Source organism: Stutzerimonas sp., from assembly GCF_982611455.1.
In genome coordinates this window covers 135,531-159,059 of record NZ_CEXBBO010000002.1, presented here as the reverse complement: position 1 = coordinate 159,059, position 23,529 = coordinate 135,531, and the positions used below count along the sequence as shown (strand labels likewise).

Sequence of the window (23,529 nt, the reverse complement as noted above, 5' to 3'; positions counted from 1 at the left end):
CCCGGAGTACCGCACCATGTCCATGACGCCCCGCGAGATCGTCCACGAACTCAACCGCCATATCATCGGCCAGGACGACGCCAAGCGTGCCGTCGCCATCGCTCTGCGCAACCGCTGGCGGCGCATGCAGCTCTCCGCCGAGCTGCGCCCGGAAGTGACCCCGAAAAACATTCTGATGATCGGCCCGACCGGGGTCGGTAAAACCGAAATCGCTCGTCGCCTGGCCAAGCTGGCCAACGCACCCTTTATCAAGGTGGAGGCGACGAAATTTACGGAAGTCGGTTATGTGGGTCGCGATGTTGAATCGATTATTCGCGATTTGGCTGACGCGGCGCTGAAAATGCTGCGCGAGCAGGAAGTCGGCAAGATGCGCCACCGCGCCGAAGATGCCGCCGAAGAACGCATCCTCGATGCGCTACTGCCTCAGGCCCGCCCGGTCGGTTTCAGTGAAGAGCCGATACAAAGCACCGATTCCAACACTCGCCAACTGTTCCGCAAACGCCTGCGTGAAGGTCAGCTGGACGACAAGGAGATCGATATCGAAGTGGCGGAAAACCCAGGCGGTGTGGAAATCATGGCCCCGCCCGGCATGGAGGAGATGACCAATCAGCTGCAGAACCTCTTCTCCAACATGGGCAAGGGCAAGAAGAAGAGCCGCAAGCTGAAAATCAAAGACGCGCTCAAGCTGGTCCGCGATGAGGAAGCCGCCCGTCTGGTCAATGAAGAGGAACTCAAGGGCCGCGCGCTGGAGGCCGTCGAGCAGAACGGCATCGTCTTCATCGACGAGATCGACAAGGTCGCCAAGCGCGGCAATACCAGCGGCGCCGATGTCTCCCGTGAAGGCGTGCAGCGTGACCTGCTGCCGCTGATCGAAGGCAGCACGGTGAATACCAAGCTGGGCATGGTCAAAACCGACCACATTCTGTTCATCGCCAGCGGTGCCTTCCATCTGTCCAAGCCCAGCGATCTGGTGCCGGAATTGCAGGGCCGCCTGCCGATCCGCGTCGAGCTCAAGGCGCTGTCACCGGAGGACTTCGAGCGCATCCTCACCGAGCCGCACGCCTCGCTCACCGAGCAATATCGCGAGCTGCTGAAGACCGAAGGTCTGGCCATAGAATTCACTTCCGAGGGCATCAAGCGTCTCGCTCAGATCGCCTGGCAGGTTAACGAGAAGACCGAGAACATCGGTGCGCGACGCTTGCACACGCTGCTGGAGCGTCTGCTGGAGGAAGTCTCGTTCAGCGCCGGCGACCTGGCTGGCCAGCAGAACGGCGAGCCGATCCGCATTGACACAGACTACGTCAACAGCCACCTCGGCGAGCTCGCCGAAGACGAAGATCTGTCGCGGTATATTCTTTAAACCGGCTGAGGCTAGAGGCTGAAGGTTGGACGATAAAGCGTCCCCTCGTTCAGCCTCCGGCCTCCCGCCTCTTCTTCGGTTCTTTCCTATGCGCATCCCCACCGCGATCAAACTGCACAAAGCTTCGAAAACCCTGGAGCTGGAATATGGCGCTGAGCAGCGCTACGTTCTGTCCGCCGAATTTCTGCGCGTGCATTCGCCGTCGGCCGAAGTGCAGGGCCACGGCAATCCGATCCTGCAGACCGGCAAGATCAACGTCGCGCTGGAAGGCGTGGAACCGGCCGGGCAATACGCGCTCAAGCTGATCTTCAGCGATGGCCACGACAGCGGCCTGTATACCTGGGACTACCTCTACCAGCTGTCGAGCAACCAACAACAGCTGTGGGATGAGTACCTCGCCGAGTTGGCGAAAGCCGGCAAGTCCCGCGACCCGGATATCTCGCCGGTCAAGTTGATGCTTTAACGCTGCAAACTTCTCGGCTCGTAAGGTGGATCAAGCTTCACCGGGTGGCGCTCCACCGAGCGGAGACAAGGCGGATGTAAAAAGCGACATCCCTACTTGCTGCCGCTGCCGCCGCTTTTAAGCTTTACCTGTCGCCTGCAGCTTGAAGCCTGCCGCTGCTTTTTAGGTTTAGAATGCCGGCACATTCTTCCGGTGACAGTGACATGACCGATCCCCGCAAAGAGCGTGACGCAGAGCCCACTACCCACTTCGGCTACAAAGACGTGCCGGAGAGCGAGAAAGCGCAAAAGGTGGCCGAGGTATTCCATTCTGTAGCCGCTAAGTACGACCTGATGAACGACCTGATGTCCGGCGGCGTGCATCGCCTCTGGAAGCGCTTCACCATCGAGCTGTCCGGCGTGCGCCACGGCAATCGGGTACTGGACATCGCGGGTGGCACGGGTGATCTAGCCCGTCAGTTCTCACGCATCGTCGGCCCGACCGGCGAGGTGGTCCTGGCCGACATCAACGCCTCGATGCTCAAGGTCGGTCGTGACCGCCTGCTCGACAAGGGCGTGGCTGGCAACGTGAAGTTTGTCCAGGCCGACGCGGAGAAGCTGCCCTTCCCCGACAATCATTTCGACGTAGTGACCATCGCCTTCGGCCTGCGCAACGTGACGCACAAAGAAGACGCCATCGCCTCCATGCTGCGGGTGCTCAAGCCCGGCGGCCGGCTGCTGGTGTTGGAATTCTCCAAGCCCACCAATCAGCTGTTCTCCAAAGCCTACGATGCGTATTCGTTCAGCCTGTTGCCGATGATGGGCAAGCTGATCACCAACGATTCGGAGAGCTACCGCTATCTGGCCGAGTCGATCCGCATGCACCCGGATCAGGAAACCCTCAAGGGCATGATGGCCGATGCCGGTTTCGAGCGCGTTACCTATCACAACATGACCGGCGGCATCGTCGCCCTGCACCGCGGCATCAAACCCTGATGCTGCGCGCTGCCCTGCTGGCCGGCGCCGAGCGCGGCCTCAATCGCGTGCTGCGCCTGGACCCGACCGCCCTTCCGCGCCTGGCCCGGTTGAGCGGCCGAATCATCGAGATCGACTGCACGGTGCCAGCCTGGCGTCTGTTCGTTCTCGCCGATGGCGAGGGGTTGCGGCTAGCCGAGAACTGGGGCAGCGAGCCGGATTGCCGCTTGCGCACCTCCGCAGCGAGCCTGTTGCGGCTGGTCACCAGCCGCAACAAGACCGCGATCCTGCACGGGCCGGATGTCGAGATCGAGGGCGACAGCGCTCTGCTGATGAGCTTCGCCGAGGTACTGCAGGATCTCGAACTGGACTGGGAATACGAAGTCTCGCGCTGGCTGGGTCCGGTCGGTACACAGTTGCTCAGCACCGGTTTGCGCGAGCAGACCGTCTGGGCGCGGCAAGGCGCCGAAAGTCTGCGCCAGGACTTCGCCGACTACCTCAGCGAAGAATCCCGAACATTTGTCGGCATGGCCGAGGCGGAAGCCCGTTTTGCCGAGCTCGATCGCCTCAAGCTCGCCCTCGACCGACTCGAAGCTCGAGTCGAGCAGCTCCCCCACCCTCTGAAACCAGACCGATCCGAATGAAGCTGTTCGCCGCCGCCCGCCGCCTGTTCCGCATCCTGCTGGTGGTGATCCGCTACCGCCTTGACGACATCATCCTCGACCTGCCGATGCCCTGGTGGTTGCGCGCGACCAGCTATCTGCTGCCCTGGCGCTGGTTACCGCGCCGCCGCAGCGTGTTGTCCCGCGGTGCGCGTCTGCGGCTGGCTCTGGAGGGCCTGGGGCCGATCTTCATCAAGTTTGGCCAGATTCTCTCGACTCGCCGCGACCTGCTGCCGCTGGATATCGCCGAAGAGCTGGCGATGTTGCAGGATCGCGTACCGCCGTTCGACTCGGCCGTTGCCACCGCCTTGATCGAGCGGCAGCTGGGCGCACCGGTTGGCGAGGTCTTCGCGCGCTTCGACAGCAAGCCGCTGGCTTCAGCCTCGGTCGCCCAGGTGCATGCCGCGAAGCTGCGCAGCGGCGAAGAAGTGGTGGTCAAGGTGGTACGACCGAATCTCCGACCGGTGATCAGCCAGGACATCGCCTGGCTGTTCCTGCTGGCCAAGACGGCGGAGCGCGCCTCCACCGAGGCTCGGCGCCTGCATTTGGTGGAAGTGGTCGATGACTACGCCAAGACCATCTACGACGAACTCGACCTCTTGCGCGAAGCCGCTAACGCCAGCCAGCTCAAGCGCAACTTCCAGGGCTCGCCGCTGCTTTACGTACCACAGGTCTATTGGGATCTATGCCGCCCGCAGGTGCTGGTGATGGAGCGTATCTACGGCGTGCCGGTGACCGACATGGCCCGCCTGGCCGAGCAGCGCACCGATATGAAGCAGCTGGCCGAGCGCGGCGTCGAAATCTTCTTTACCCAGGTCTTTCGTGACAGCTTCTTCCATGCCGATATGCACCCCGGCAACATTTTCGTCAGCACCCACCAGCCGTGGAATCCACAGTACATCGCGGTGGATTTCGGCATCGTCGGCAGTCTGACACCGGAAGATCAGGATTATCTGGCGCGTAACCTGATGGCCTTCTTCAGACGCGATTACCGAAAGGTCGCGCAGCTGCATATCGATTCGGGCTGGGTGCCGGCGGAAACCAAAGTCAATGAATTCGAGGCGGCGATTCGTACGGTCTGCGAGCCAATCTTCGAGAAGCCGCTGAAAGATATCTCCTTCGGCCAGTTGCTGGTGCGCCTGTTTCAGGTCGCCCGGCGCTTCAATATGGAAGTCCAGCCGCAGCTGGTGCTGCTGCAGAAAACCTTGCTCAATATCGAAGGCCTGGGCCGCGAGCTGTACCCCGAATTGGACCTCTGGACCACCGGCCAGCCATATCTGGAACGCTGGATGCGTGAGCGCATGAGTCCTAAGCAATTGCTGAAGAACGCTCAGGCGCAGATCGAGCAACTGCCGCACCTTGCCGGCATGACCCGCGAGCTGCTCGAGCGCATGTCCAACCCCCACGCGAACAACCCGCCGCCCCCATGGCACGAGCATCATCGGCACTGGCCATTGCGTCTCGTCGGTGCCGTGCTGTTGGCCGGTGGCGCGACGCTGGCCGCCGCTGCCGACAGTTTTACCGCCATAAGCACTTGGCCAGCCTGGGTGATGCTGGCCGCCGGCATCTACATCGTGGTGCGCCGATAGCCAGCGGTCGGTGAGGCTGGCACACTTGGCGACTTGAGCGGAGAATTCGATGAACTGGCTGGACCAAATCAACTGGAACGAAGACGGCCTGGTGCCGGCCATCGCCCAGGATCATCAGACCGGGCGCATCCTGATGATGGCTTGGATGAATCGCGAAGCGCTGGCATTGACCGCGGCGGAAAACCGCGCCATTTACTGGTCACGTTCACGTGGCAAGCTGTGGCGCAAGGGCGAGGAGTCCGGGCATGTACAGAAGCTCCATGAGCTGCGTCTGGACTGCGATGCCGATGTGATCGTGCTGATGGTCGAGCAGATCGGTGGCATCGCCTGCCACACCGGGCGCGAAAGCTGCTTCTACCGGGTCTTCGCGAACGGTGACTGGAAAACTGTCGAGCCGGTCCTCAAAGACCCGCACGCCATCTATGCGGAGCATAAACATGAGTGACACCTTCGCCCGCCTGGCCGAGGTGCTGGAAGCCCGCAAGGGCGCCGCTGCGGACAGTTCTTACGTGGCCAGCCTGTATCACAAGGGGCTGAACAAGATTCTCGAAAAGGTTGGTGAGGAGTCGGTGGAAACCATCCTTGCCGCCAAGGACGCCGCCGTCAGCGGCGATCCCAGCGACCTGATTTATGAAACTGCCGACCTGTGGTTCCACAGCCTGGTGATGTTGGCTGCGCTGGACCAGCATCCACAGGCGGTACTGGACGAACTGGACCGTCGTTTCGGTCTCTCCGGACATGCGGAAAAAGCCGCGCGTCCACAATCCTGATAGTTAACTTCGGAGTACTGCAGCATGGGTTTTGGTGGAATCAGCATCTGGCAACTCCTGATCATTCTGCTCATCGTGGTCATGTTGTTCGGAACCAAGCGCCTCAAGGGCCTGGGCTCGGACCTGGGTGACGCGATCAAGGGCTTCCGCAAGTCCATGGGAACCGACGAGGAAAAGCCCAGCGTCGAAGAGAAGCAGAGTCATACCATCGATGCCGAGGCCCGCAAGGTCGAAGATCCGACGAAGAAGCACTGAGGCGCCATGTTCGATATCGGCTTCACTGAACTGCTACTGATCGGCCTGGTATCGCTGTTCGTACTGGGCCCGGAGCGCCTGCCCGGCGCGGTGCGCACCGCCGGTCTGTGGATCGGCCGAGCGAAGCGCAGCTTTGCCAACATCAAGGCCGAGGTCGAGCGGGAAATTGGCGCCGACGAGATTCGCCGTCAGTTGCACAACGAGCGCATCCTCGATCTTGAGCGGGAAATGAAGCAGAGCATCATGCCGAATTTCCCAACCACCGGTAGCAGCGCCACTCCGCAATCCGTCACGCCGCCGCCAGATGTCAGCAACCTCGACGCACCGACGCCCGCCGAAGCCAAACCCGCCGAAACGGCTCCCGTACCACGCCCGGACAAATCGCCTGAGCCATGAGCAAAACCTCCTTTGAAGATCAGGAAATGCCGCTGGTCGCCCATCTGACGGAGCTGCGCAAACGCCTGCTGCACTGTGTCGTGGCGATCCTGCTGCTGTTCGGCGGACTGTTCTACTTCTCTCAGCAGATCTATGCCCTCGTGGCAGCGCCGTTGCGGGCATATCTGCCGGAAGGCGCGACGATGATTGCCACCGGCGTCGCCTCGCCGTTCCTGACGCCGTTCAAGCTGACCATGATGGTGGCGCTATTCCTGTCGATGCCGGTGATCCTGCATCAGATCTGGAGCTTCATCGCGCCGGGCTTGTACAAGCACGAGAAGCGCATTGCGGTACCGCTGCTGATTTCCAGCATTTTCCTGTTCTACGGCGGTATGGCCTTCGCCTACTTCGTAGTGTTCCCGATTATGTTCGGCTTCTTCGCCAGCGTGACACCGGAGGGCGTGGCGATGATGACCGACATCGGCCAGTACCTGGATTTCGTGCTGACGCTGTTTTTTGCCTTCGGTGTGGCGTTCGAGATTCCGGTCGCAACCTTTCTGCTGATCTGGGTCGGTATCGTCGATGTCGCCACCCTGCGCAAGAGTCGCCCTTATGTAGTGATCGGCTGCTTCGTGGTCGGCATGGTGTTGACGCCACCGGACGTATTCTCTCAGGCGTTGCTCGCCATACCCATGTGGCTACTGTTCGAAGCCGGCCTGATCTGCGGCAGCATAGTGAAGAAGCGCGAGGAAGAATCCCGCGGCGACGCCGATGACGACCAGCCGCACACCGGCGACCAGCCACCTGCACCCCACCCGTGAATCTGTTGTTGCTAGAGGCGGCCGATTTCGTTGCCGTTGACCGGGTGATCTTGCGCGATCGCCGGCTCAAGCATATCCAGGACGTACACCGTGCCGAGGCAGGCGAAAGCCTGCGGGTCGGTCTGCTTGGCGGCGACATGGGACAGGGTCGGCTATTGCGCTTGGACGCCAACGAGGCGGAGCTCGAAGTCGCGCTGAATCAGCCACCGCCGGCAAAGCTGCCGATCACCCTATTGCTGGCACTGCCGCGCCCGAAGATGCTCCGCCGCGTGCTGCAGACGGTCGCCGCCATGGGCGTGCCACGGCTGGTGCTGCTCAACAGCTACCGGGTGGAAAAGAGCTTCTGGCAAACCCCATTTCTCGAACCGGCGGCGATCCGCGAGCAGCTGTTGCTCGGCCTGGAGCAGGCACGGGACACCGTGCTGCCCGAGGTAAGTATCGAGAAACGCTTTAAACCCTTCGTCGAGGATCGCCTGCCGCAACTGGCCGACGGCACCCGCGGGCTGGTCGGGCATCCGGGCGACTACCCCGCCTGCCCCCGCGCCCTCGATGAACCGGTGACGCTGGCGATCGGACCGGAAGGTGGTTGGATACTCTACGAAGTCGACAAGCTCGCGGCGGCGGGCCTGCAGCCGGTACAACTGGGTGCGCGCATCCTGCGTGTGGAAACCGCCGTCAGTGCCCTGTTGGCGCGGCTCTTCTAGGTGGCGGCTTTGTCGCGGATTACGCCTGCGGCTAAGCCATCCTTGTATGTTGAATCCATCCGTAGGATCGGATCGCCGTAGGCGCTTGCGTCGTTTACCGCGAACCTGCTGCATACCGATCATCTCGTCAGAATGCGAAACAGTACCGATGAACGTAATGCACGCATCTGGAGCGCGCGGGTCAGAGTTCCTGAATCCCAAAAATAGCAGTAACTCCCATGCGACCTTTGACCATAGATCTTCACCGTCTGGAATACGCGCTAGACAACCGCGACGCCAGCGAGCACTACCTCGATCTCGAGTCCGGCCAAATCCGCGCGGTATTTCCCGGCGAAACCGCGCCGGGCGTCAATGAGAAATATGACGTGCAGGAAGATCGCTTTCTGCACATCGAGCCGCTCGGGCTGACGCAATCGATCGCCATGCGCGAGGCGTTCCTGTTCACCCAGCACGACCCCAACGCTCATGCAGTGCTGAGCAATGCACTGCAGGGCCGCAGGTCGCTGCGAACCTTCGACTTCAAGCTGGAGGACTTTCCGGAAGTTCGCCAGGCTTGGCTGGACTATCAGGCCGTGCAGTTGCGTGAGTATGCGATTACCTGGCTGCACGAGAACGGCCTGGAACCCTCCAAACGCTGATTTCACCTGGCTGAAAATAGACTCAGCTTTCCAGCAGAAAGGTCACCGGCCCATCGTTCTGCAGATGCACTTGCATGTGGGCACCAAAGCAGCCGCAGGCGACTTGCGGATGCTGCAGCCGTGCCTGTCCGAGCAGGTACTCGTAGAGCTCCTCGCCCAGCTGGGGCGCTGCAGCGCTGGAAAAGCTCGGGCGCAGGCCGCTACCCGTGTCCGCGGCCAGGGTGAACTGGGAAACCAGCAACAGCCCGCCGCCGACGTCAATGAGCGAGCGGTTCATCTTGCCTTGCTCGTCGCTGAATATCCGATAGCGCAGCAGTTTATGTAGCAGCTTGTCGGCTCGCGCGCGGTCGTCCTCTCGCTCGACGCCGACCAGTACCAGCAGCCCCTGATCGATGGCACCGACCACTTCACCCGCTACCTCGACCCGCGCATGCTGCACGCGCTGGATCAACGCCTTCATCAGGCTTCTTCTGGCGGCAATTGGAGCAGGCGGTGGGCGACGTCGGCAGCGGCGCGCACCAGGGCGTCGCAGGTGCCGGGCTCCGACGCGGAGTGACCGGCTTCGCGGATGATCTGCAGCTCGCTGTTCGGCCAGGCCTCGTGCAACGCCCAGGCGTTATCCAGCGGGCAAATGACGTCGTAGCGGCCATGCACGATGATGCCCGGTAGATGGGCAATCTTGTGCATGTCGCGCAGCAGTTGGTCCGAGTCGAGAAACGCTTGATTGACGAAGTAATGGCACTCGATGCGCGCCATTGCCAATGCCCGGTGGGTGTCGGAGAAGCGATCGACGACCTGAGTGTTGGGCCGCAACGTGGCGGTGCGGCCTTCCCAGCAGGACCAGGCCTTGGCTGCGTGCATCTGGGCGATCTGGTCGGTGCCGGTCAGGCGCTTGTAGAACGCCTGCATCAAGTCGCCACGCTCGTCAGGCGGAATCGGCGCGATGAAGTCCTGCCAGTAATCAGGGAACAGGCGGCTGGCACCCTCCTGGTAGAACCAGGATAACTCCTGGGGTCGGCAAAGAAAGATGCCGCGCAGGATCAGTGCATGCACGTTTTCGGGAAAAGCCTGGGCGTAGGCCAGTGACAATGTTGAACCCCAGGAGCCACCGAACAGCACCCACTTGTCGATGCCGAGAAACTCGCGGATACGCTGCATATCGGCGATTAAGTGTGCGGTGGTGTTGTTTTCCAGGCTGGCGTGCGGTGTAGAGCGACCGCAGCCGCGCTGGTCGAAGGTGATGATACGGTACAGGTTGGGATCGAAGAAACGTCGGCTCAGGGCATCGCAGCCGCCGCCCGGACCGCCATGCACGAACACCACGGGCAGGCCCTCCGGTGATCCACTCTCGTCGACGTAGAGCACATGCGGTTCTTCAACCGCCAGCTCGTGCCGGGCGTAGGGTTTGATCTCCGGATACAAGGTCTGCATGGCACACTCCATGGTCGGTGCGGCGGGTTCGACGATCCGCCTGACGTTTCCGGCATCATAACGAGGTTCGAGAGGTTCGGCATGCCCGTATGGAAATTAGCCGCGGCCATCCTGGCGGTGGCCCTGCTACTGGTCGGCTGCGGCCGCGATGATCCGCAGGCGGCGCTGGACATGGCTGTGCAATCGCTGCAGGACAGTATTGAAAACAAGGACAGCGGTGAGCTGATGGCACGGATTCATCCTGAATTTAGCGCCAACCAACGCCTCGATCGAGACTGGGTGCGGCGTACGTCAGCCTTGATGTTCCTGCGTCACAACAACGTGCGGGTGATCGCTCCCAGCCGCCAGAGCTGGATCGATCCGACCTATCCAGACAAGGGCTACAGCGAGGCTCAAGTGGCGCTGACCGGCGCCGAGGGGTGGCTGCCTCAACGCGCCGGCTATTACGGCGTCAGGCTCGAATGGTGGCTGGAAGACGGCGAATGGCTGCTGGCGCGGCTGAGCTGGGAATAACCGCGTCGAATGTGTTGGCGGACCATAGGGCTCGTCGAAGTCCGCCAGACATTGCCCGTCGATGAGCGCCTGGAGAATAGCCCTCACGCCAACAACAGCAGCGAGCAAATAGCGGGTGGTCGGTCAGGACGACTCTCCACGCCAGATCAGCTCGCTGGTGTCATAGCCCCGCTGGCGTGCTTCTTCGAGCAGCGTGTCGCGCGTCGCCGCATCTATTGTTTTCTCTCGCGACAACAGCCAGAGGTAGTCGCGATCCGGACTGCCGACCAGCGCGACGTTGTAGCCGTCGTCGAGGTAGAGAATCCAGTAGTGACCCTTGGTCAGGCCCGGAAAAAGATTGCTGAACCAGTTGTCGAAGCGAACCCAGAGTTTGTCGGTCTGTCCAGGCTGCTGCGGCACTGCCTCGCCCTTGACCTGTTGCCACTCGCCTTCGTTGGTTTCGCAGCGATTGATCACCGCCACGCTGCCATCATCCTGCAGCGCATAATGGGCCTCCGAGCGCACGCAGCTACGCTGGAAAAACATCGGCAGACGCGCTAATTCGTACCAAGTGCCCTGATAACGTTGTAGGTCAACCTGACCCACCGTCTTTGGTGCGTCGTCGGGGCTCGAGCCGGCGCATCCGATCAGCAGCAATGCTCCACATAACGCGATGGCAAGGCGCATGGTTTGTCCTTATTTGAGACCCTGACCGGAAAACATCATCACCTTGTCCCCGGCGAACTGGATGCTGATGAAGCGGTTTTTCTGTCCCCAGGTGCAGCTGGACATGCCAAGCGCACCCGCGCATTCGCCTGGCTTGCCGAGCAGCTTCTCAACGTCCACGCGGGGCATACCCGCCTGCAGCTTGGCGAAATTTTCCTGCGTAACCGGGCTGCAGGCAGCCAGCAGAAATACAGCAGTAATCAGCGACAAATGGCGCAACGACATGGCGGGTTCCTTCAAGTAGTCGGCAGCTGGCCTTGCTTGGCCTTGCCTTTGCGTTATGAGTTTAGGAAGCGAGCGGGTCGGGAGGTTCCTCACAACGGCTAGAAGCGTGACCCTGGCTCGGCAAGAAAAGCCCGCTCCGCCTCGCAGGATGTTCGGCCAAGCACTTCGTTGCGATGGGGAAAGCGCCCGAATCTGGCGATTACTTGGCGATGGCGCTCAGCAAAATCGAGGAAACCGGCAAACAGTTTCTGATCTTTCGGCTCGGCAATTCCGCGCAAGGTCTCGAACTGCATGACGGCCAGATCTTGCATACCGAGATTTTCGACATGCTCGAGTACCAAATAAATGAAAACCCGCTGAATCGGGGCGAGCAGTACATCGCCGCCGTGAGCCATGCCTTCGCGAACCAGTTGCAGGGCGCGCTCATCGCCGGCAAATGCCTTCGGCGTGCCGCGGTAGATCATGCGGGGGAGCTGGTCGAGCAACAGCACCAGCGCCAGCCAACCATGCGGCGATTCAACCCAGTCGCTCAGGTCGCCGGACAGCGCCTGGTCGACCAGATCGCCGAAGCGGGCGCGGGCCTCGGCATCCTGTTCTGGCTTATAGCCGAACCACAGCCCGTGCTTTTCGTCGGCGATCTCACTGACGGTGACGCCCTCGCCGAACCACCAGCTCAGCAACTCCAGCCAAGGCGTCTGCATCGTTCAGCCCTGGTGATAGCCAGTGGCGCGCTCGACTTCTTCCTTGGAGCCCAGGAACACCGGTACGCGCTGGTGCAGGGATTCGGGCTGGATATCGAGGATGCGCTGGGTGCCGTTGGTAGCAGCACCGCCGGCCTGTTCGATGATGAAGGACATTGGGTTGGCTTCGTACATCAGGCGCAGCTTGCCGGGCTTTTCCGGCTCGCGGGAGTCACGCGGATACATGAAAACGCCGCCGCGCGTAAGGATGCGATGCACGTCGGCCACCATCGAGGCGATCCAGCGCATGTTGTAGTTCTTGCCCAGCGGGCCTTCCTTACCGGCCAGCAGTTCGCTGACGTAACGCTGCACCGGCGCCTCCCAATGGCGCTGGTTAGACATGTTGATAGCGAACTCGGCGGTGCTTTCCGGAACGCGGATGTCGTCGTGAGTGAGCACGAAGCTGCCGAGTTCGCGGTCCAGAGTGAAACCCATCACGCCGTTGCCCAGGGTCAGCATCAGCATGGTCTGCGGGCCGTAGATGGCGTAGCCAGCGGCGACCTGCTTGGTGCCGGGCTGGAGGAAGGCTTCTTCGCCCAGCGCGTCGTTCTGGCTGAAACATTTGTCCGGGCAGCGCAGCACCGAGAAGATGGTACCGACCGAGACGTTGACGTCGATGTTGCTCGAGCCGTCCAGCGGGTCGAAGACCAGCAAGTAAGCGCCCTTCGGGTACTTACCGGGAATCTGATAGGCGTTGTCCATTTCTTCCGACGCCATGCCGGCCAGGTGGCCGCCCCACTCGTTGGCTTCGAGCAGGATTTCGTTGGACAGCACGTCGAGTTTCTTCTGCACTTCGCCCTGGATGTTCTCGGTTTCGGTGGCACCGAGAACGCCGCCCAGCGCGCCTTTGGAAACGGCGTGGCTGATTTCCTTGCACGCTCGGGCCACTACCTCGATGAGGAAGCGCAGATCCGCGGGGGTGTTGTTGCTGCGGGTCTGCTCGATCAGGTAGCGACTCAGGGTTACGCGTGACATGGAATGACTCCGGAGGATGGAAAAACCCGCACAGTTTAGCAGGCCATGGGGAAACTAACCCTCCCTCAGACCCGCCTACAGGCAGCAGAGTTCAGCGAAGCGGCAAAGTGCCTCCAGCGTTGTCATTCCATCGCTTTTGGCATGGCGTTCCGTTGAGCATTTTTTTGAGCCGATCGCCCTGCAGGAGCCTGCAGAGCTGATCATGTACGTGCGCTCAGAGCACTTTCCAGATTTCCTCAGCGTACTCGCGGATGGTCCGGTCCGAGGAGAACCAGCCTGTGCGGGCCGTATTCAGCACGGCGGAGCGCCACCAGCTGTCGGCGTCGCGCCAGCGTGCCTCGACCTCCAACTGCGCCTGCCAATAGGCCTCGAAGTCGGCGCAGACCATGAAGGTATCGTGCCATTTGAGCCCATCGATCAGCGCTGTGTAGCGGCCCGGATCATCCGCAGAGAAAGCGCCGTTGCGGATCGCCATCAGCACTTCGTTGAGCCGCGGCGAGCCGATAATGGTGGCTTCGGCGTTGTACTCGTTCGCCTGCTTGCGCGCCTCGACCTCTTGGGCGGTCATGCCGAAGATGAACATGTGCTCCGCGCCGATCTGCTCGCACATCTCGACGTTGGCGCCGTCGAGAGTGCCGATGGTCAACGCACCGTTCAGGGCGAATTTCATGTTGCTGGTGCCGGAGGCCTCCAGCCCGGCGGTGGAGATCTGCTCGGAAAGGTCGGCTGCCGGAATGATGCGCTCGGCCAGGCTGACGTTGTAGTTGGGCAAAAAGACAATTTTGAGCAGGCCACGCACCGTCGGATCGTCATTGATTGTCCGCGCGATGTCGTTGGTCAGTTTGATGATCAGCTTGGCCGTGTGATAACTGGCCGCCGCCTTGCCGGCGAAGATCTTCACGCGGGGGACCCAGTTGCCGCCCGGATCAGAACGAATCGCCTGATACAGCGCCACGGTATGCAGCAGGTTGAGCAGCTGACGCTTGTACTCGTGGATCCGTTTGACGTGCACATCGAATAGCGCATTCGGGTCGACACTGATGCCCAGGCGTTCCTGAATCATCTGTGCCAATAGCTGTTTGTTGGCCAGCCGCTGAGCGGCGAAGCGAGCACGAAAGTTCGGCTGATCCGCAAAGGGCTCCAGCTGACGCAGGACGGTTTCCGGCGCGTCGAGCAATTCGTCTCCGATGTGCTCGACCAGTAATCGGGTCAATTGCGGGTTGGATTGGTACAACCAGCGCCGGAAAGTGATGCCGTTGGTCTTGTTGCTGATGCGTTTCGGATACAACGAATGCAAGTCGGTGAAGACCGTCTCGCGCATCAATCCGGTATGCAGTGCCGATACGCCGTTGATCGAATGCGAACCGAGGAAAGCCAGGTTACCCATGCGTACACGCCGGCCATGGCCCTCCTCGATCAGCGAGACCGAGCGCAACAGGTCCAGATCGTGAATGCCCCGCTCGCGTAATGCATCGAGGTGCTGGGCATTGATCAGATAGATGATTTGCATGTGCCGCGGCAGCAGGCGCTCCATCAGCCCGACCGGCCAGGTTTCCAGCGCCTCTGGTAGCAGAGTGTGGTTGGTATACGACAGGGTGCCGACCGTCAGTTCCCAGGCTTTGCGCCAGGGTATGTCGTGCACATCGGTCAGCAGCCGCATCAATTCCGCCACGGCGATTGCCGGGTGGGTGTCGTTGAGCTGGATGGCCGCGAATTCCGGCAGGTCCGTCAGCGTGCCACGCTGTTCCAGGTGCCGCCGCAACAGGTCCTGCAACGAGGCGGCGACGAAGAAATATTCCTGGCGCAGGCGCAGCTCCTGGCCGGCTTCGGTGCTGTCGGCCGGATAAAGCACCCGCGAAATGCTCTCGGCGCGGGCCTCCTCGGCGACGGCACCGATATGGTCACCGGCATTGAAGCGCTCCAGGTGGAAATCCGCCTCGGCGCGGGCACGCCACAGCCGCAGCGTATTGACGCTCGCCCCGCGCCAGCCCACCACCGGCGTATCGTAGGCGATGGCACGCACGCCTTCGGCCCAATGCCAAAAGTGCTTGGGTTGTTCCTGCCCGCCCGCATCGTGCGGCATCGCGGTGACGCTGCCGCCAAAGCCGATCAGGTAGCTGACCTCGGGCCGCTCGAATTCCCAGGGGTTGCCGAAATTCAGCCAGGTCTCGGTCTGCTCATGCTGCCAACCATCGACGATGGCCTGGCGGAACAGCCCGTGGTCATAGCGAATCCCGTAACCATGGGCGGCGATGCCCAGCGTCGCCATGCTTTCCATGAAGCAAGCGGCCAGCCGGCCCAGGCCGCCGTTGCCCAGCGCCGCATCCGGTTCGGTAAGGCGAATACGTTCGAAGTCCACATCGACATCCGCCAACGCTTGGCGGGCCACATCGAGCAGTCCCAGGTTGCTCAGGCTATCGGTTAGCAATCGGCCGATGAGAAACTCCAGCGAGAGGTAATAGACGCGCTTCTTGCCCTCGCGGTAGCTCTGGCGCGTACGGTCCATCCATTGATCGATCATGCGGTCGCGAGTGGCCAGCGCCACCGCCTCGAACCAGTCATGATCGGACGCATGCTCGGGATCCTTGCCGATCGCGTAGGTCAGCTTGCTGATGATCGTGTTGCGAAAGGCCGCGACTTCATCGGCGTTAGGAGCAGTCGATTCTTGCGTCATGGACAGACCTCGTGGAGCAGAAATAGGGATGAGGGGTTCATGGCGGCGCTTGGCCACCTCGACAAAAAGGGCAATACCGACAGGTTTGCAGGTTTCAATTGAATCTGCGCGACCGTCTGTCCGGCGTTCGACTCGTCGGATTCGCTGGAAATTCCGCACCGAGTCGTTATGATCGCGCGCCGCCATTACCGATACCGCCGCTGTGAAGACTCGACTGATCGCCTCCGCAGACCCCGACCGCCTGGAGACCTGGGCTCGCTACAGCAATGGCTTGTGCGCCGATTGCCAGGCGACCTGCTGCACCCTGCCGGTGGAAGTGCGTATTGATGACCTCATTCGCCTGGAGGTGGTCGATGCGTTCGAACGTGAAGAGCCGGCCAAGAACGTCGCCAAGCGTTTGAGCAAGGCGGGCATCATCGAGCACTTCAATCAGAAGCACGGCATTTTCACGCTGACCCGCATGGCCAACGGCGACTGCTTGTATCTCGATCGACAGACGCGTTTGTGCACGGTCTACGCCAAGCGTCCGGATACCTGCCGCAATCACCCCAGGATCGGCCCGCGGCCCGGTTACTGCGCCTACCAGCAGAAAACCGGCGTTCGCTGAAGCACAGTTCACGACTGTCGGATTGGCGTTCGGGAAGCGGCGAAAAGCGTTTCGGAAACTGGCAATATCGTGACTCAGCAGTCATGCTTGACGTCTGCCTGTATCCGCAAACGTTTAGGAATCCGCCCGGCATGAGCCGCGATAGCCGTTACTTGGAAGCCATCCTGCACCATGACATCCCTCTGACCCGGGCGATGGGCCTGCGAGTCGAGCAGTGGGAAAACCACGAGTTGCGCTTGAAGGTCCCGCTGCAAGCGAACATCAATCACAAAAGCAGCATGTTCGGCGGCAGCCTCTATTGCGCATCGGTGCTGGCTGGCTGGGGTTGGCTGCACCTGCGCTTACGCGAAGCGGAGATCGAGGATGGTCATATCGTGATTCACGAAGGCCAGATCGATTACCCGTTGCCGGTGATGGACGACGCCACGGCCATTTGCTCAGCGCCGACCGACGAAGCCTGGGATCGCTTCGAAGCCATCTACCGCCGTCGTGGCCGTTCGCGCCTCATGCTGCACAGCCGCATTCTTGCCGCCGATGGCCGCGACGCCGTGCGTTTCACCGGCCAGTTCGTCCTGCACAAGTAGCCGCCCACGCGCCGATCCGCCAGCACACATTGGGTGCGCTACATACCGGCACACAGCGGTCCGCTTGTCGTGCATGTCGTCGACCCAAGCCCCTGACCGAGCCGGCACCCGTCTTTTCCGATCCAAGCCGAACACTGCTGTTCGGCGTAAACGTGTATCGGCGCACGTCACGCTGTTCGACTGCTAGCAACACAAGCCCCACAGGACTACGCTCCATCGGCCAACAATAAAAATAGCGTCAAGGAGCCGATTCCATGGGCCTGCCCCGTAAAGTCTTCCTATTGCTCAGTGTTCTGCTTACCAGCGTCGGCGTTGCCCATGCCGAGCTGCCGAACAACTACAAAATCATCCTGCAAACCGATAACTTCCCTCCGTTCAACATGGGGCCGAACCACAAGAATTTCGCCCGCGGCGACGAAGTTCAGGGCATCGGCACCGACACCGTACGAGAAATTTTCAAACGTGCCGGAATCGATTACAGCCTGACGCTGCGCTCGCCCTGGGACCGCATTTACAGCCAGACGCTCGATAGCTCGGGCCACGGGCTATTCTCAGTCGCGCGCACGCCGCAAAACCAGGCGCAGTTCAAATGGGTGGGACCACTCGCTCGTTATGAAAGCGTTCTGCTGGCCGCACCAGGCAAAAACATCTCGCTGGCCGATTTGAAACAAGCCAAGGGCTACGAGATCGGTGCACAGAAGAGCAGCGGAGTGAGCCAGTACCTGATAAGCCAGGGGCTGCAGCCGGTCGATAGCCTGAGCGAGGAAGAGAATCTGCGCAAATTGCTCGCTGGCCGCATCGATCTGTGGGCGACAGCCGATCCGACTTGGCGTTATCACGCCGAACAGCAAGGCGCCGAGGGATTAAAGCCGGTGCTGAGCTACCACCCGGCCGATCTTTATCTGGCGCTGAACAAGGACACACCCGACGAAGCGGTGACGCGCCTGCAAAGTGCGCTGAATGAAGTGATTGGCGAGGGCTACGCCGGGTGCAGCAAAACCCCCGACCTGTGCTATCTGATTCGCGATCGCAAGGTGCCGTAACGACACCCGATCGTGATCAGCGTCAAACGTAGCGCGACTTCGGCGTGGCCATCGGCAACGGGCCATCGCCTATCAGACGGAACTCGCCACATGCCGCATCGTAGGCGCGAATCTCGCTGGTGCCGATGTTGTACACCCAGCCATGGATAAACAGCTGACCGCTGGCCAGCCGCGCCGCCACTGATGGATGGGTGCGCAGGTGATCGAGCTGAGCCAGTACGTTTTCCTCGGTGAGGACGCCAAGGGTGTTGTGATCGACGCAGCCACAATTTTGCTCCACGACCGTGCGCGCCACCTCGGCATGGCGCAGCCAGCCCTTGACCGTCGGCATCCCTTCGAGGCTGGCCGGGTTCAGCACCGCTTTCATCGCGCCGCAATCGGAATGGCCGCAGACGATGATGTGATGGACCCCGAGCGCCATCACGGCGAACTCGATTGCCGTCGATACGCCGCCATTCATCACGCCGTAGGGCGGAACAATGTTGCCGACGTTGCGCGTGACGAACAGATCGCCCGGCGAGCTCTGAGTGATGAGCTCCGGCAGGATTCGCGAGTCCGCACAGGTAATGAACATCGCCCGCGGCTTCTGCTCGTGAGCAAGCTTGCTGAACAGCTCGCGCTGCTCTGGATAAACGTCCTCGCGGAACCGCATGACGCCCGCGACCAGATGATCGAGCGCCTCCTGCGCCGTTTCGTTCGTATTGTCTTCGAGACTCATGTTCGACATCTCTCTGTGGTGGGATGATTCGACGTTGCACAGCACCGTTTCGGTACTGGACTGGCATCAGTCGCTTCGGCGCAGCGTGCGCGTCGCGCCTGTTATCTGCAGCGTCAGCCGTTTTGCAGAGTACAGACCTGACCACCTCTTTTATCCAAGCAGAGCCGGGTCTGGCATTCCCGGCATAAAGGCCGAACACAAAAAGGGAGCCTTGCGACTCCCGAGGGGGTATCGATCAGGCTTCGATCTCGATCAGCAGGTCGCCTGGGGTCACCCGATCGCCTTTGGCGACGTGCACCGCTTTTACCGTGCCGGCGATCGGCGCCTGGATTTCGGTTTCCATTTTCATTGCCTCGCTGATCAGCACCGGCTGTCCGGCCTTGACCACGTCGCCCGCCTTGACCAGCACATCGACCACGTTGCCTGGCATGCTGGTGCTGACATCGCCCGGTGCGCTGGCCTGTTTGCGCTTGCCGCCGCCCTCGCCGACGAAGCTGTTCAGCGGCTCGAACACCACCTCTTCCGGCATGCCATCAATGGAAAGGAAGAAGTGCCGTTTGCCCTCGCCCTTGACGCCGACGCCTGTAATGTCGACGCGGTAGGTCTCGCCGTGTACATCGATCACGAATTCGGTCGGCACGCCCTGACCATCGGAGACGGTAGCCGTGCTGCCGTCCGGAATCGGCAACAATACCTCGGGTACCAGCGAACCGGCGTCACGCTCCTCCAGGAATTTACGGCCGATATCGGGAAACATGGCGTAGGTCAGCACATCCTCTTCGGATTTCGCCAGCGCACCAATTTCCGCACGCAGTTTTTCCAATTCCGGCTTGATCAGGTCGGCCGGGCGGACGTCGATGATTTCTTCACCGCCGATGGCCTGACGCTGCAGCTTGGCGTCGATGGTGCCCGGCGCCTTGCCATAGCGGCCTTGGAGGTAAAGCTTCACTTCATTAGTGATGGTTTTGTAACGCTCGCCAGCCAGCACGTTGAAAAACGCCTGAGTGCCGACGATTTGCGAAGTCGGAGTTACCAGTGGCGGATAGCCCAGATCCTTGCGCACGCGTGGAATCTCAGCCAGCACTTCATCCATGCGGTTGAGCGCGCCTTGCTCCTTGAGCTGGTTGGCCAGGTTGGAAATCATCCCGCCGGGCACTTGATTGACCTGAACGCGGGTATCGACGCCGGTGAACTCGCTTTCGAACTGGTGGTACTTCTTGCGCACCGCGTAGAAGTACAGGCCGATTTCCTGAATCAGTTCCAGGTCGAGGCCGGTGTCGTAAGGCGTGCCACGCAGGGCAGCGACCATCGACTCGGTGCCCGGATGACTGGTGCCCCACGCCATGGAGGAAATCGCCGTGTCGATGTGATCGGCACCGCTCTCGATGGCCTTGAGCTGGCACATGCTGGCCACACCAGCGGTGTCGTGGGAATGGATAAATACCGGCAGGTCGATCTCGGCCTTCAGCGCACGAACCAGGTCGCCAGTGGCGAAAGGCGTCAGCAGGCCAGCCATGTCTTTGATCGCGATCGAATCGACGCCCATGTCGCGCATCACCCGGCCCTGCTCAACGAACAGCTCGACTGTATGCACCGGACTGGTGGTGTACGCGATGGTGCCCTGGGCGTGCTTGCCGGTTTTCTTCACCGCGCGGATGGCGGTTTCCAGATTCCGTACATCGTTCATCGCATCGAAGATGCGGAACACGTCGATGCCGTTGTCCGCCGCCTTGGCACAGAACGCCTCGACCACGTCGTCGGCGTAGTGGCGGTAACCCAGCAGGTTCTGTCCGCGCAGCAGCATTTGCAGGCGGGTGTTGGGCAGCGCCGCCTTGAGCTGGCGCAGACGCTCCCAGGGATCTTCCTTGAGGAAGCGCACGCAGGCGTCGAAAGTCGCCCCGCCCCAGACTTCCAGCGACCAGTAGCCGACGCGGTCGAGCTTGCCGCAGATCGGCAGCATGTCCTCAGTGCGCATGCGGGTGGCAATCAAAGACTGGTGGGCATCACGCAGGATGGTGTCCGTTACGGTAATTTTCTTCTGATTCATGTTCTTTCTCCTCAGAGCTGCATGCTGCAAGCTGCAGGCTGCAGGCGAGCTCGGTCAGCCTGCCGCCTGTGGCCTGAAGCCTGCCGCCTCATAAACCTGCGTGAGCCGCGATGGCGGCGGCGATGGCCAGAGCCAGTTCGCTCGGCTTGCGCTTGATCGAGTAGGTCATCAATTCCGGATGATTGTCGACGAAGCTGGTGTTGAATTGCCCGCTGCGAAAATCTGGATCTTCGAGAATCTTCTGATAGTAAAAGGCGGTGGTTTTCACGCCCTGAACGCGCATATCGTCCAGTGCGCGGGAACCTCGGGCCAACGCCTCTTCCCATGTCAACGCCCAGACGATCAGCTTCAGGCACATCGAGTCGTAATACGGCGGAATGGTGTAACCGGTATAGATCGCCGTGTCGGTGCGCACACCCGGGCCGCCGGGGGCGTAGTAGCGGGTGATCTTGCCGAAACAGGGCAGGAAATTATTGCGCGGATCTTCGGCGTTGATGCGGAACTGCAGGGCGAAGCCGCGGTACTGGATATCTTCCTGCTTGAACGAGAGTGGCAGCCCAGAGGCGATGCGGATCTGCTCGCGGACAATATCGATGCCCGTGATTTCCTCGGTGATGGTGTGCTCCACCTGCACCCGGGTATTCATTTCCATGAAGTACACCTCACCATCGGCGAGCAGGAACTCCACGGTACCGGCATTCTCGTAACCCACCGCCTTGGCCGCGCGCACCGCCAGATCGCCGATATAGGCGCGCTGTTCGGGGGTCAGCTGCGGACTGGGGGCGATCTCGATGAGCTTCTGGTTACGGCGCTGGATCGAGCAGTCGCGCTCGAATAGATGCACGGTATTGCCGAAGGAATCGGCCAATATCTGCGCCTCGATATGCTTAGGCTCGACGATGCATTTTTCGAGGAAGACATCGGCCGAACCGAACGCCTTGGTCGCCTCGGAAATAACTCGCGGATAAGCCTGGGCCAGCTCCTCGCGCGAGTTGCAGCGACGAATGCCGCGGCCGCCGCCACCGGAAGTCGCCTTGAGCATGACTGGGTAGCCGATGCGCTCGGCCTCGGTCAACGCCTCTTCGGCGTCGGCGACGTTACCTTCGGTGCCGGGCGTGACCGGCACACCTGCTTTGATCATGCTGCGCCGTGCTTCGGTCTTGTCGCCCATGCGGCGAATGACTTCGGCACTGGGACCGACAAAGCGGATACCACGCTCGGCGCAGATTTCCGCCAGCTCGGCGTTTTCGGAAAGAAAGCCATAACCGGGATGCAGCGCATCGCAACCGGTTTCGACTGCCAAGTTCACCAGCTTGCGTGGGTTCAGGTAGCCGGCCAGCGGGTCTTCGCCGATGAAATAGGCCTCGTCGGCACGCTTGACGTGAAGCGCGTGGCGGTCGGGCTCGGCGAATACCGCCACCGAGCGAACGCCCATCTCGGCGCAGGCCCGCACGATACGGACGGCGATTTCACCGCGGTTGGCGATCAGCAGCTTCTTGATCACGCTGTCATCCCTCGGATCAGTGAGCAGAGCGGTCCAGCTCGGACCATGTGATACCGCCTCTTCAGGCGATGCGTTTTACCCTACCCCTTGAACAGCAATTACTGAAAATGAATAATAGTTTGGTTAGACATAAAGTATTACTTATAGCAGCGCCGACGCCCCGGCCGGAGTCATCATGAGAAAGTCCTTGATGCGCATGACCTTGCGCCAGCTCCGTGTATTTCGGGCGGTTTGCGATAACCATTCATACAGCCGTGCCGCCGAAGAAATGGCACTGACCCAGCCAGCGGTCAGCCTGCAGATTCGTCAGTTGGAAGAGCTGCTTGGCCAGCCGTTGTTCGAATACACCGGCAAAAAACTCTACCTCACCGAAGCGGCCGAAGCGCTCAAGCGCACCAGCGAAGACATTTTCGGCCGACTGGAAAGCCTGGATATGCAGCTGTCCACCTTGCAGGGCTCGCTGCAAGGTCAATTGAAGCTGGCGGTCGAATCAAGCGCGAAGTATTTCGTTCCGCACCTGTTTGCCTCGTTTCGGGAGCAGCATCCGGAAGTGAGCCTGGAACTGGTCGTGGTCAATCATGCCCAGGCCATACAGCGGCTGAATGCCAACCGCGATGACCTGCTGATTGTTTCTCAGGTGCCGCCGGAGCTGGACTTGGAGTTCCTGCCGTTTCTCGACAACCCCATCGTAGCCGTCGCATTGCCGGAGCATCCGCTCTGCCAGAGGAAGCAGATCAGCTTGCAGGACCTGACCGCCTGGCCGCTGTTAATACGGGAACCCGGCTCCGGTACCCGGCGCGCCACGGAACAGCACTGCGATCAGAAACGGGCGCATTTCCCGCAGACCATGGAGCTGGGCTCGCTGGAAGCACAGCGTGAAGGCGTCCTTGCCGGCTTGGGGCTCGCCCTGCTGCCACGCCATGCCGTGCTTCGCGAGTTGGAAAGCGGTGCGCTGTGCGAGTTACCGGTCGAAGAACTGCCATTGATGCGTAGCTGGTGCCTGGTGCATCCACGCGGTAAATACCTTTCGCCGGTGGCCCAGACATTCTTCGCGTTTGCCCGTACCCAGCGCCAGCGTATCAACGCGCTGGAGCGGCAATTCAGCGGGGCCGGCCAGCGCTAACCAAACGCTGTCCGGCCCGACGGCATTGATCGGTTGACGAGTGCCTTGTC

General features: G+C 61.1%; 27 protein-coding genes. 17 read left to right on the top strand and 10 right to left on the bottom strand.

Annotated features, from left to right (window positions below):
* Positions 1 to 16: 16 nt before the first annotated feature.
* From hslU to AC2LD7_RS01970, 12 genes are all read left to right on the top strand, one after another.
* Positions 17 to 1,360: an ATP-dependent protease ATPase subunit HslU gene (gene hslU, locus AC2LD7_RS02025; RefSeq protein WP_484596188.1), complete on the top strand. Its 1,344-nt coding sequence runs from the start codon at positions 17 to 19 to the stop codon at positions 1,358 to 1,360.
* Between the two features lie 88 nt (positions 1,361 to 1,448).
* The gene (locus AC2LD7_RS02020) at positions 1,449 to 1,823 is read left to right on the top strand and encodes a gamma-butyrobetaine hydroxylase family protein (protein ID WP_484596187.1); all 375 of its coding nucleotides are present in this window, start codon (positions 1,449 to 1,451) and stop codon (positions 1,821 to 1,823) included.
* Between the two features lie 203 nt (positions 1,824 to 2,026).
* Positions 2,027 to 2,797, top strand: a complete 771-nt coding sequence (ubiE, locus tag AC2LD7_RS02015) for a bifunctional demethylmenaquinone methyltransferase/2-methoxy-6-polyprenyl-1,4-benzoquinol methylase UbiE (protein WP_484596186.1) — start codon at positions 2,027 to 2,029, stop codon at positions 2,795 to 2,797.
* Positions 2,797 to 3,420 (top strand): ubiquinone biosynthesis accessory factor UbiJ, encoded by a 624-nt coding sequence (locus AC2LD7_RS02010; RefSeq protein WP_484596185.1) that lies wholly within the window; start codon positions 2,797 to 2,799, stop codon positions 3,418 to 3,420. The genes ubiE and AC2LD7_RS02010 overlap by 1 nt, the downstream gene beginning before the upstream one ends.
* Positions 3,417 to 5,027, top strand: coding sequence for a ubiquinone biosynthesis regulatory protein kinase UbiB (gene ubiB / locus AC2LD7_RS02005; RefSeq protein ID WP_484596184.1), 1,611 nt, complete (start codon positions 3,417 to 3,419; stop codon positions 5,025 to 5,027). Before AC2LD7_RS02010 ends, ubiB begins: the two co-directional genes overlap by 4 nt.
* A gap of 49 nt (positions 5,028 to 5,076) precedes the next feature.
* Complete coding sequence (gene hisI / locus AC2LD7_RS02000) at positions 5,077 to 5,472, top strand: phosphoribosyl-AMP cyclohydrolase (protein WP_484596183.1); 396 nt, start codon at positions 5,077 to 5,079, stop codon at positions 5,470 to 5,472.
* A complete protein-coding gene (locus tag AC2LD7_RS01995) occupies positions 5,465 to 5,797 on the top strand; it encodes a phosphoribosyl-ATP diphosphatase (RefSeq protein ID WP_255979669.1) in 333 nt (110 codons plus the stop codon). Before hisI ends, AC2LD7_RS01995 begins: the two co-directional genes overlap by 8 nt.
* A 24-nt stretch (positions 5,798 to 5,821) precedes the next feature.
* On the top strand, positions 5,822 to 6,052 hold the full coding sequence (gene tatA / locus AC2LD7_RS01990) for a twin-arginine translocase TatA/TatE family subunit (RefSeq protein WP_484596182.1): 231 nt from the start codon (positions 5,822 to 5,824) through the stop codon (positions 6,050 to 6,052).
* Between the two features lie 6 nt (positions 6,053 to 6,058).
* Positions 6,059 to 6,448, top strand: a complete 390-nt coding sequence (tatB, locus tag AC2LD7_RS01985; protein WP_484596181.1) for a Sec-independent protein translocase protein TatB — start codon at positions 6,059 to 6,061, stop codon at positions 6,446 to 6,448.
* Positions 6,445 to 7,248, top strand: a complete 804-nt coding sequence (gene tatC, locus AC2LD7_RS01980) for a twin-arginine translocase subunit TatC (protein ID WP_484596180.1) — start codon at positions 6,445 to 6,447, stop codon at positions 7,246 to 7,248. Before tatB ends, tatC begins: the two co-directional genes overlap by 4 nt.
* The gene (locus AC2LD7_RS01975) at positions 7,245 to 7,952 is read left to right on the top strand and encodes a 16S rRNA (uracil(1498)-N(3))-methyltransferase (RefSeq protein ID WP_484596179.1); all 708 of its coding nucleotides are present in this window, start codon (positions 7,245 to 7,247) and stop codon (positions 7,950 to 7,952) included. The genes tatC and AC2LD7_RS01975 overlap by 4 nt, the downstream gene beginning before the upstream one ends.
* Before the next feature lie 218 nt (positions 7,953 to 8,170).
* Positions 8,171 to 8,590, top strand: a complete 420-nt coding sequence (locus AC2LD7_RS01970; protein ID WP_484596178.1) for a UPF0158 family protein — start codon at positions 8,171 to 8,173, stop codon at positions 8,588 to 8,590.
* A gap of 22 nt (positions 8,591 to 8,612) precedes the next feature.
* On the opposite strand, the gene dtd is transcribed toward AC2LD7_RS01970, so the two are convergent.
* Together dtd and pip are read right to left on the bottom strand one after the other, a co-directional pair.
* The gene (gene dtd / locus AC2LD7_RS01965; protein WP_484596177.1) at positions 8,613 to 9,050 is read right to left on the bottom strand and encodes a D-aminoacyl-tRNA deacylase; all 438 of its coding nucleotides are present in this window, start codon (positions 9,048 to 9,050) and stop codon (positions 8,613 to 8,615) included.
* Positions 9,050 to 10,021, bottom strand: a complete 972-nt coding sequence (gene pip / locus AC2LD7_RS01960; RefSeq protein WP_484596176.1) for a prolyl aminopeptidase — start codon at positions 10,019 to 10,021, stop codon at positions 9,050 to 9,052. Before pip ends, dtd begins: the two co-directional genes overlap by 1 nt.
* A gap of 81 nt (positions 10,022 to 10,102) precedes the next feature.
* On the opposite strand from pip, the gene AC2LD7_RS01955 reads away from it, so the two are divergent.
* Positions 10,103 to 10,534 carry a hypothetical protein gene (locus tag AC2LD7_RS01955; protein WP_484596175.1) on the top strand — a complete coding sequence of 144 codons (432 nt, stop codon included), beginning with the start codon at positions 10,103 to 10,105 and terminating at the stop codon, positions 10,532 to 10,534.
* Positions 10,535 to 10,657: 123 nt separating this feature from the next.
* Here AC2LD7_RS01955 and AC2LD7_RS01950 read toward each other — a convergent pair whose 3' ends face one another.
* The 5 genes from AC2LD7_RS01950 to AC2LD7_RS01930 form a co-directional block, all read right to left on the bottom strand.
* Positions 10,658 to 11,200, bottom strand: coding sequence for a lipocalin family protein (locus AC2LD7_RS01950; RefSeq protein ID WP_484596174.1), 543 nt, complete (start codon positions 11,198 to 11,200; stop codon positions 10,658 to 10,660).
* Between the two features lie 9 nt (positions 11,201 to 11,209).
* Positions 11,210 to 11,464, bottom strand: coding sequence for a hypothetical protein (locus AC2LD7_RS01945; protein WP_484596173.1), 255 nt, complete (start codon positions 11,462 to 11,464; stop codon positions 11,210 to 11,212).
* A 98-nt stretch (positions 11,465 to 11,562) separates the two neighbouring features.
* Entirely contained in the window at positions 11,563 to 12,165 is a 603-nt protein-coding gene (locus AC2LD7_RS01940; RefSeq protein ID WP_484596172.1) for a DUF924 family protein, read from the bottom strand.
* A 3-nt stretch (positions 12,166 to 12,168) separates the two neighbouring features.
* Positions 12,169 to 13,179: a class 1 fructose-bisphosphatase gene (locus AC2LD7_RS01935; protein WP_484596171.1), complete on the bottom strand. Its 1,011-nt coding sequence runs from the start codon at positions 13,177 to 13,179 to the stop codon at positions 12,169 to 12,171.
* 214 nt (positions 13,180 to 13,393) lie between these two features.
* Entirely contained in the window at positions 13,394 to 15,853 is a 2,460-nt protein-coding gene (locus AC2LD7_RS01930) for a glycogen/starch/alpha-glucan phosphorylase (protein ID WP_484596170.1), read from the bottom strand.
* Positions 15,854 to 16,055: 202 nt separating this feature from the next.
* On the opposite strand from AC2LD7_RS01930, the gene AC2LD7_RS01925 reads away from it, so the two are divergent.
* From AC2LD7_RS01925 to AC2LD7_RS01915, 3 genes are all read left to right on the top strand, one after another.
* Positions 16,056 to 16,460, top strand: coding sequence for a YkgJ family cysteine cluster protein (locus AC2LD7_RS01925; RefSeq protein ID WP_484596169.1), 405 nt, complete (start codon positions 16,056 to 16,058; stop codon positions 16,458 to 16,460).
* Between the two features lie 131 nt (positions 16,461 to 16,591).
* Positions 16,592 to 17,044, top strand: a complete 453-nt coding sequence (locus AC2LD7_RS01920; RefSeq protein WP_484596168.1) for a thioesterase domain-containing protein — start codon at positions 16,592 to 16,594, stop codon at positions 17,042 to 17,044.
* A 254-nt stretch (positions 17,045 to 17,298) separates the two neighbouring features.
* The gene (locus AC2LD7_RS01915; RefSeq protein ID WP_484596167.1) at positions 17,299 to 18,087 is read left to right on the top strand and encodes a substrate-binding periplasmic protein; all 789 of its coding nucleotides are present in this window, start codon (positions 17,299 to 17,301) and stop codon (positions 18,085 to 18,087) included.
* A 22-nt stretch (positions 18,088 to 18,109) separates the two neighbouring features.
* Here AC2LD7_RS01915 and AC2LD7_RS01910 read toward each other — a convergent pair whose 3' ends face one another.
* The 3 genes from AC2LD7_RS01910 to AC2LD7_RS01900 all read right to left on the bottom strand — a co-directional run bounded on the left by AC2LD7_RS01910 (position 18,110) and on the right by AC2LD7_RS01900 (position 22,356).
* Positions 18,110 to 18,805, bottom strand: coding sequence for a carbonic anhydrase (locus AC2LD7_RS01910; protein ID WP_484596166.1), 696 nt, complete (start codon positions 18,803 to 18,805; stop codon positions 18,110 to 18,112).
* Between the two features lie 235 nt (positions 18,806 to 19,040).
* A complete protein-coding gene (oadA, locus tag AC2LD7_RS01905; protein ID WP_484596165.1) occupies positions 19,041 to 20,852 on the bottom strand; it encodes a sodium-extruding oxaloacetate decarboxylase subunit alpha in 1,812 nt (603 codons plus the stop codon).
* An 88-nt stretch (positions 20,853 to 20,940) separates the two neighbouring features.
* Entirely contained in the window at positions 20,941 to 22,356 is a 1,416-nt protein-coding gene (locus AC2LD7_RS01900; RefSeq protein WP_484596164.1) for an acetyl-CoA carboxylase biotin carboxylase subunit, read from the bottom strand.
* A gap of 175 nt (positions 22,357 to 22,531) precedes the next feature.
* Here AC2LD7_RS01900 and AC2LD7_RS01895 point away from each other — a divergent pair, with 175 nt between their 5' ends.
* A complete protein-coding gene (locus AC2LD7_RS01895; RefSeq protein ID WP_484596163.1) occupies positions 22,532 to 23,479 on the top strand; it encodes a LysR family transcriptional regulator in 948 nt (315 codons plus the stop codon).
* Positions 23,480 to 23,529 lie beyond the last annotated feature (50 nt).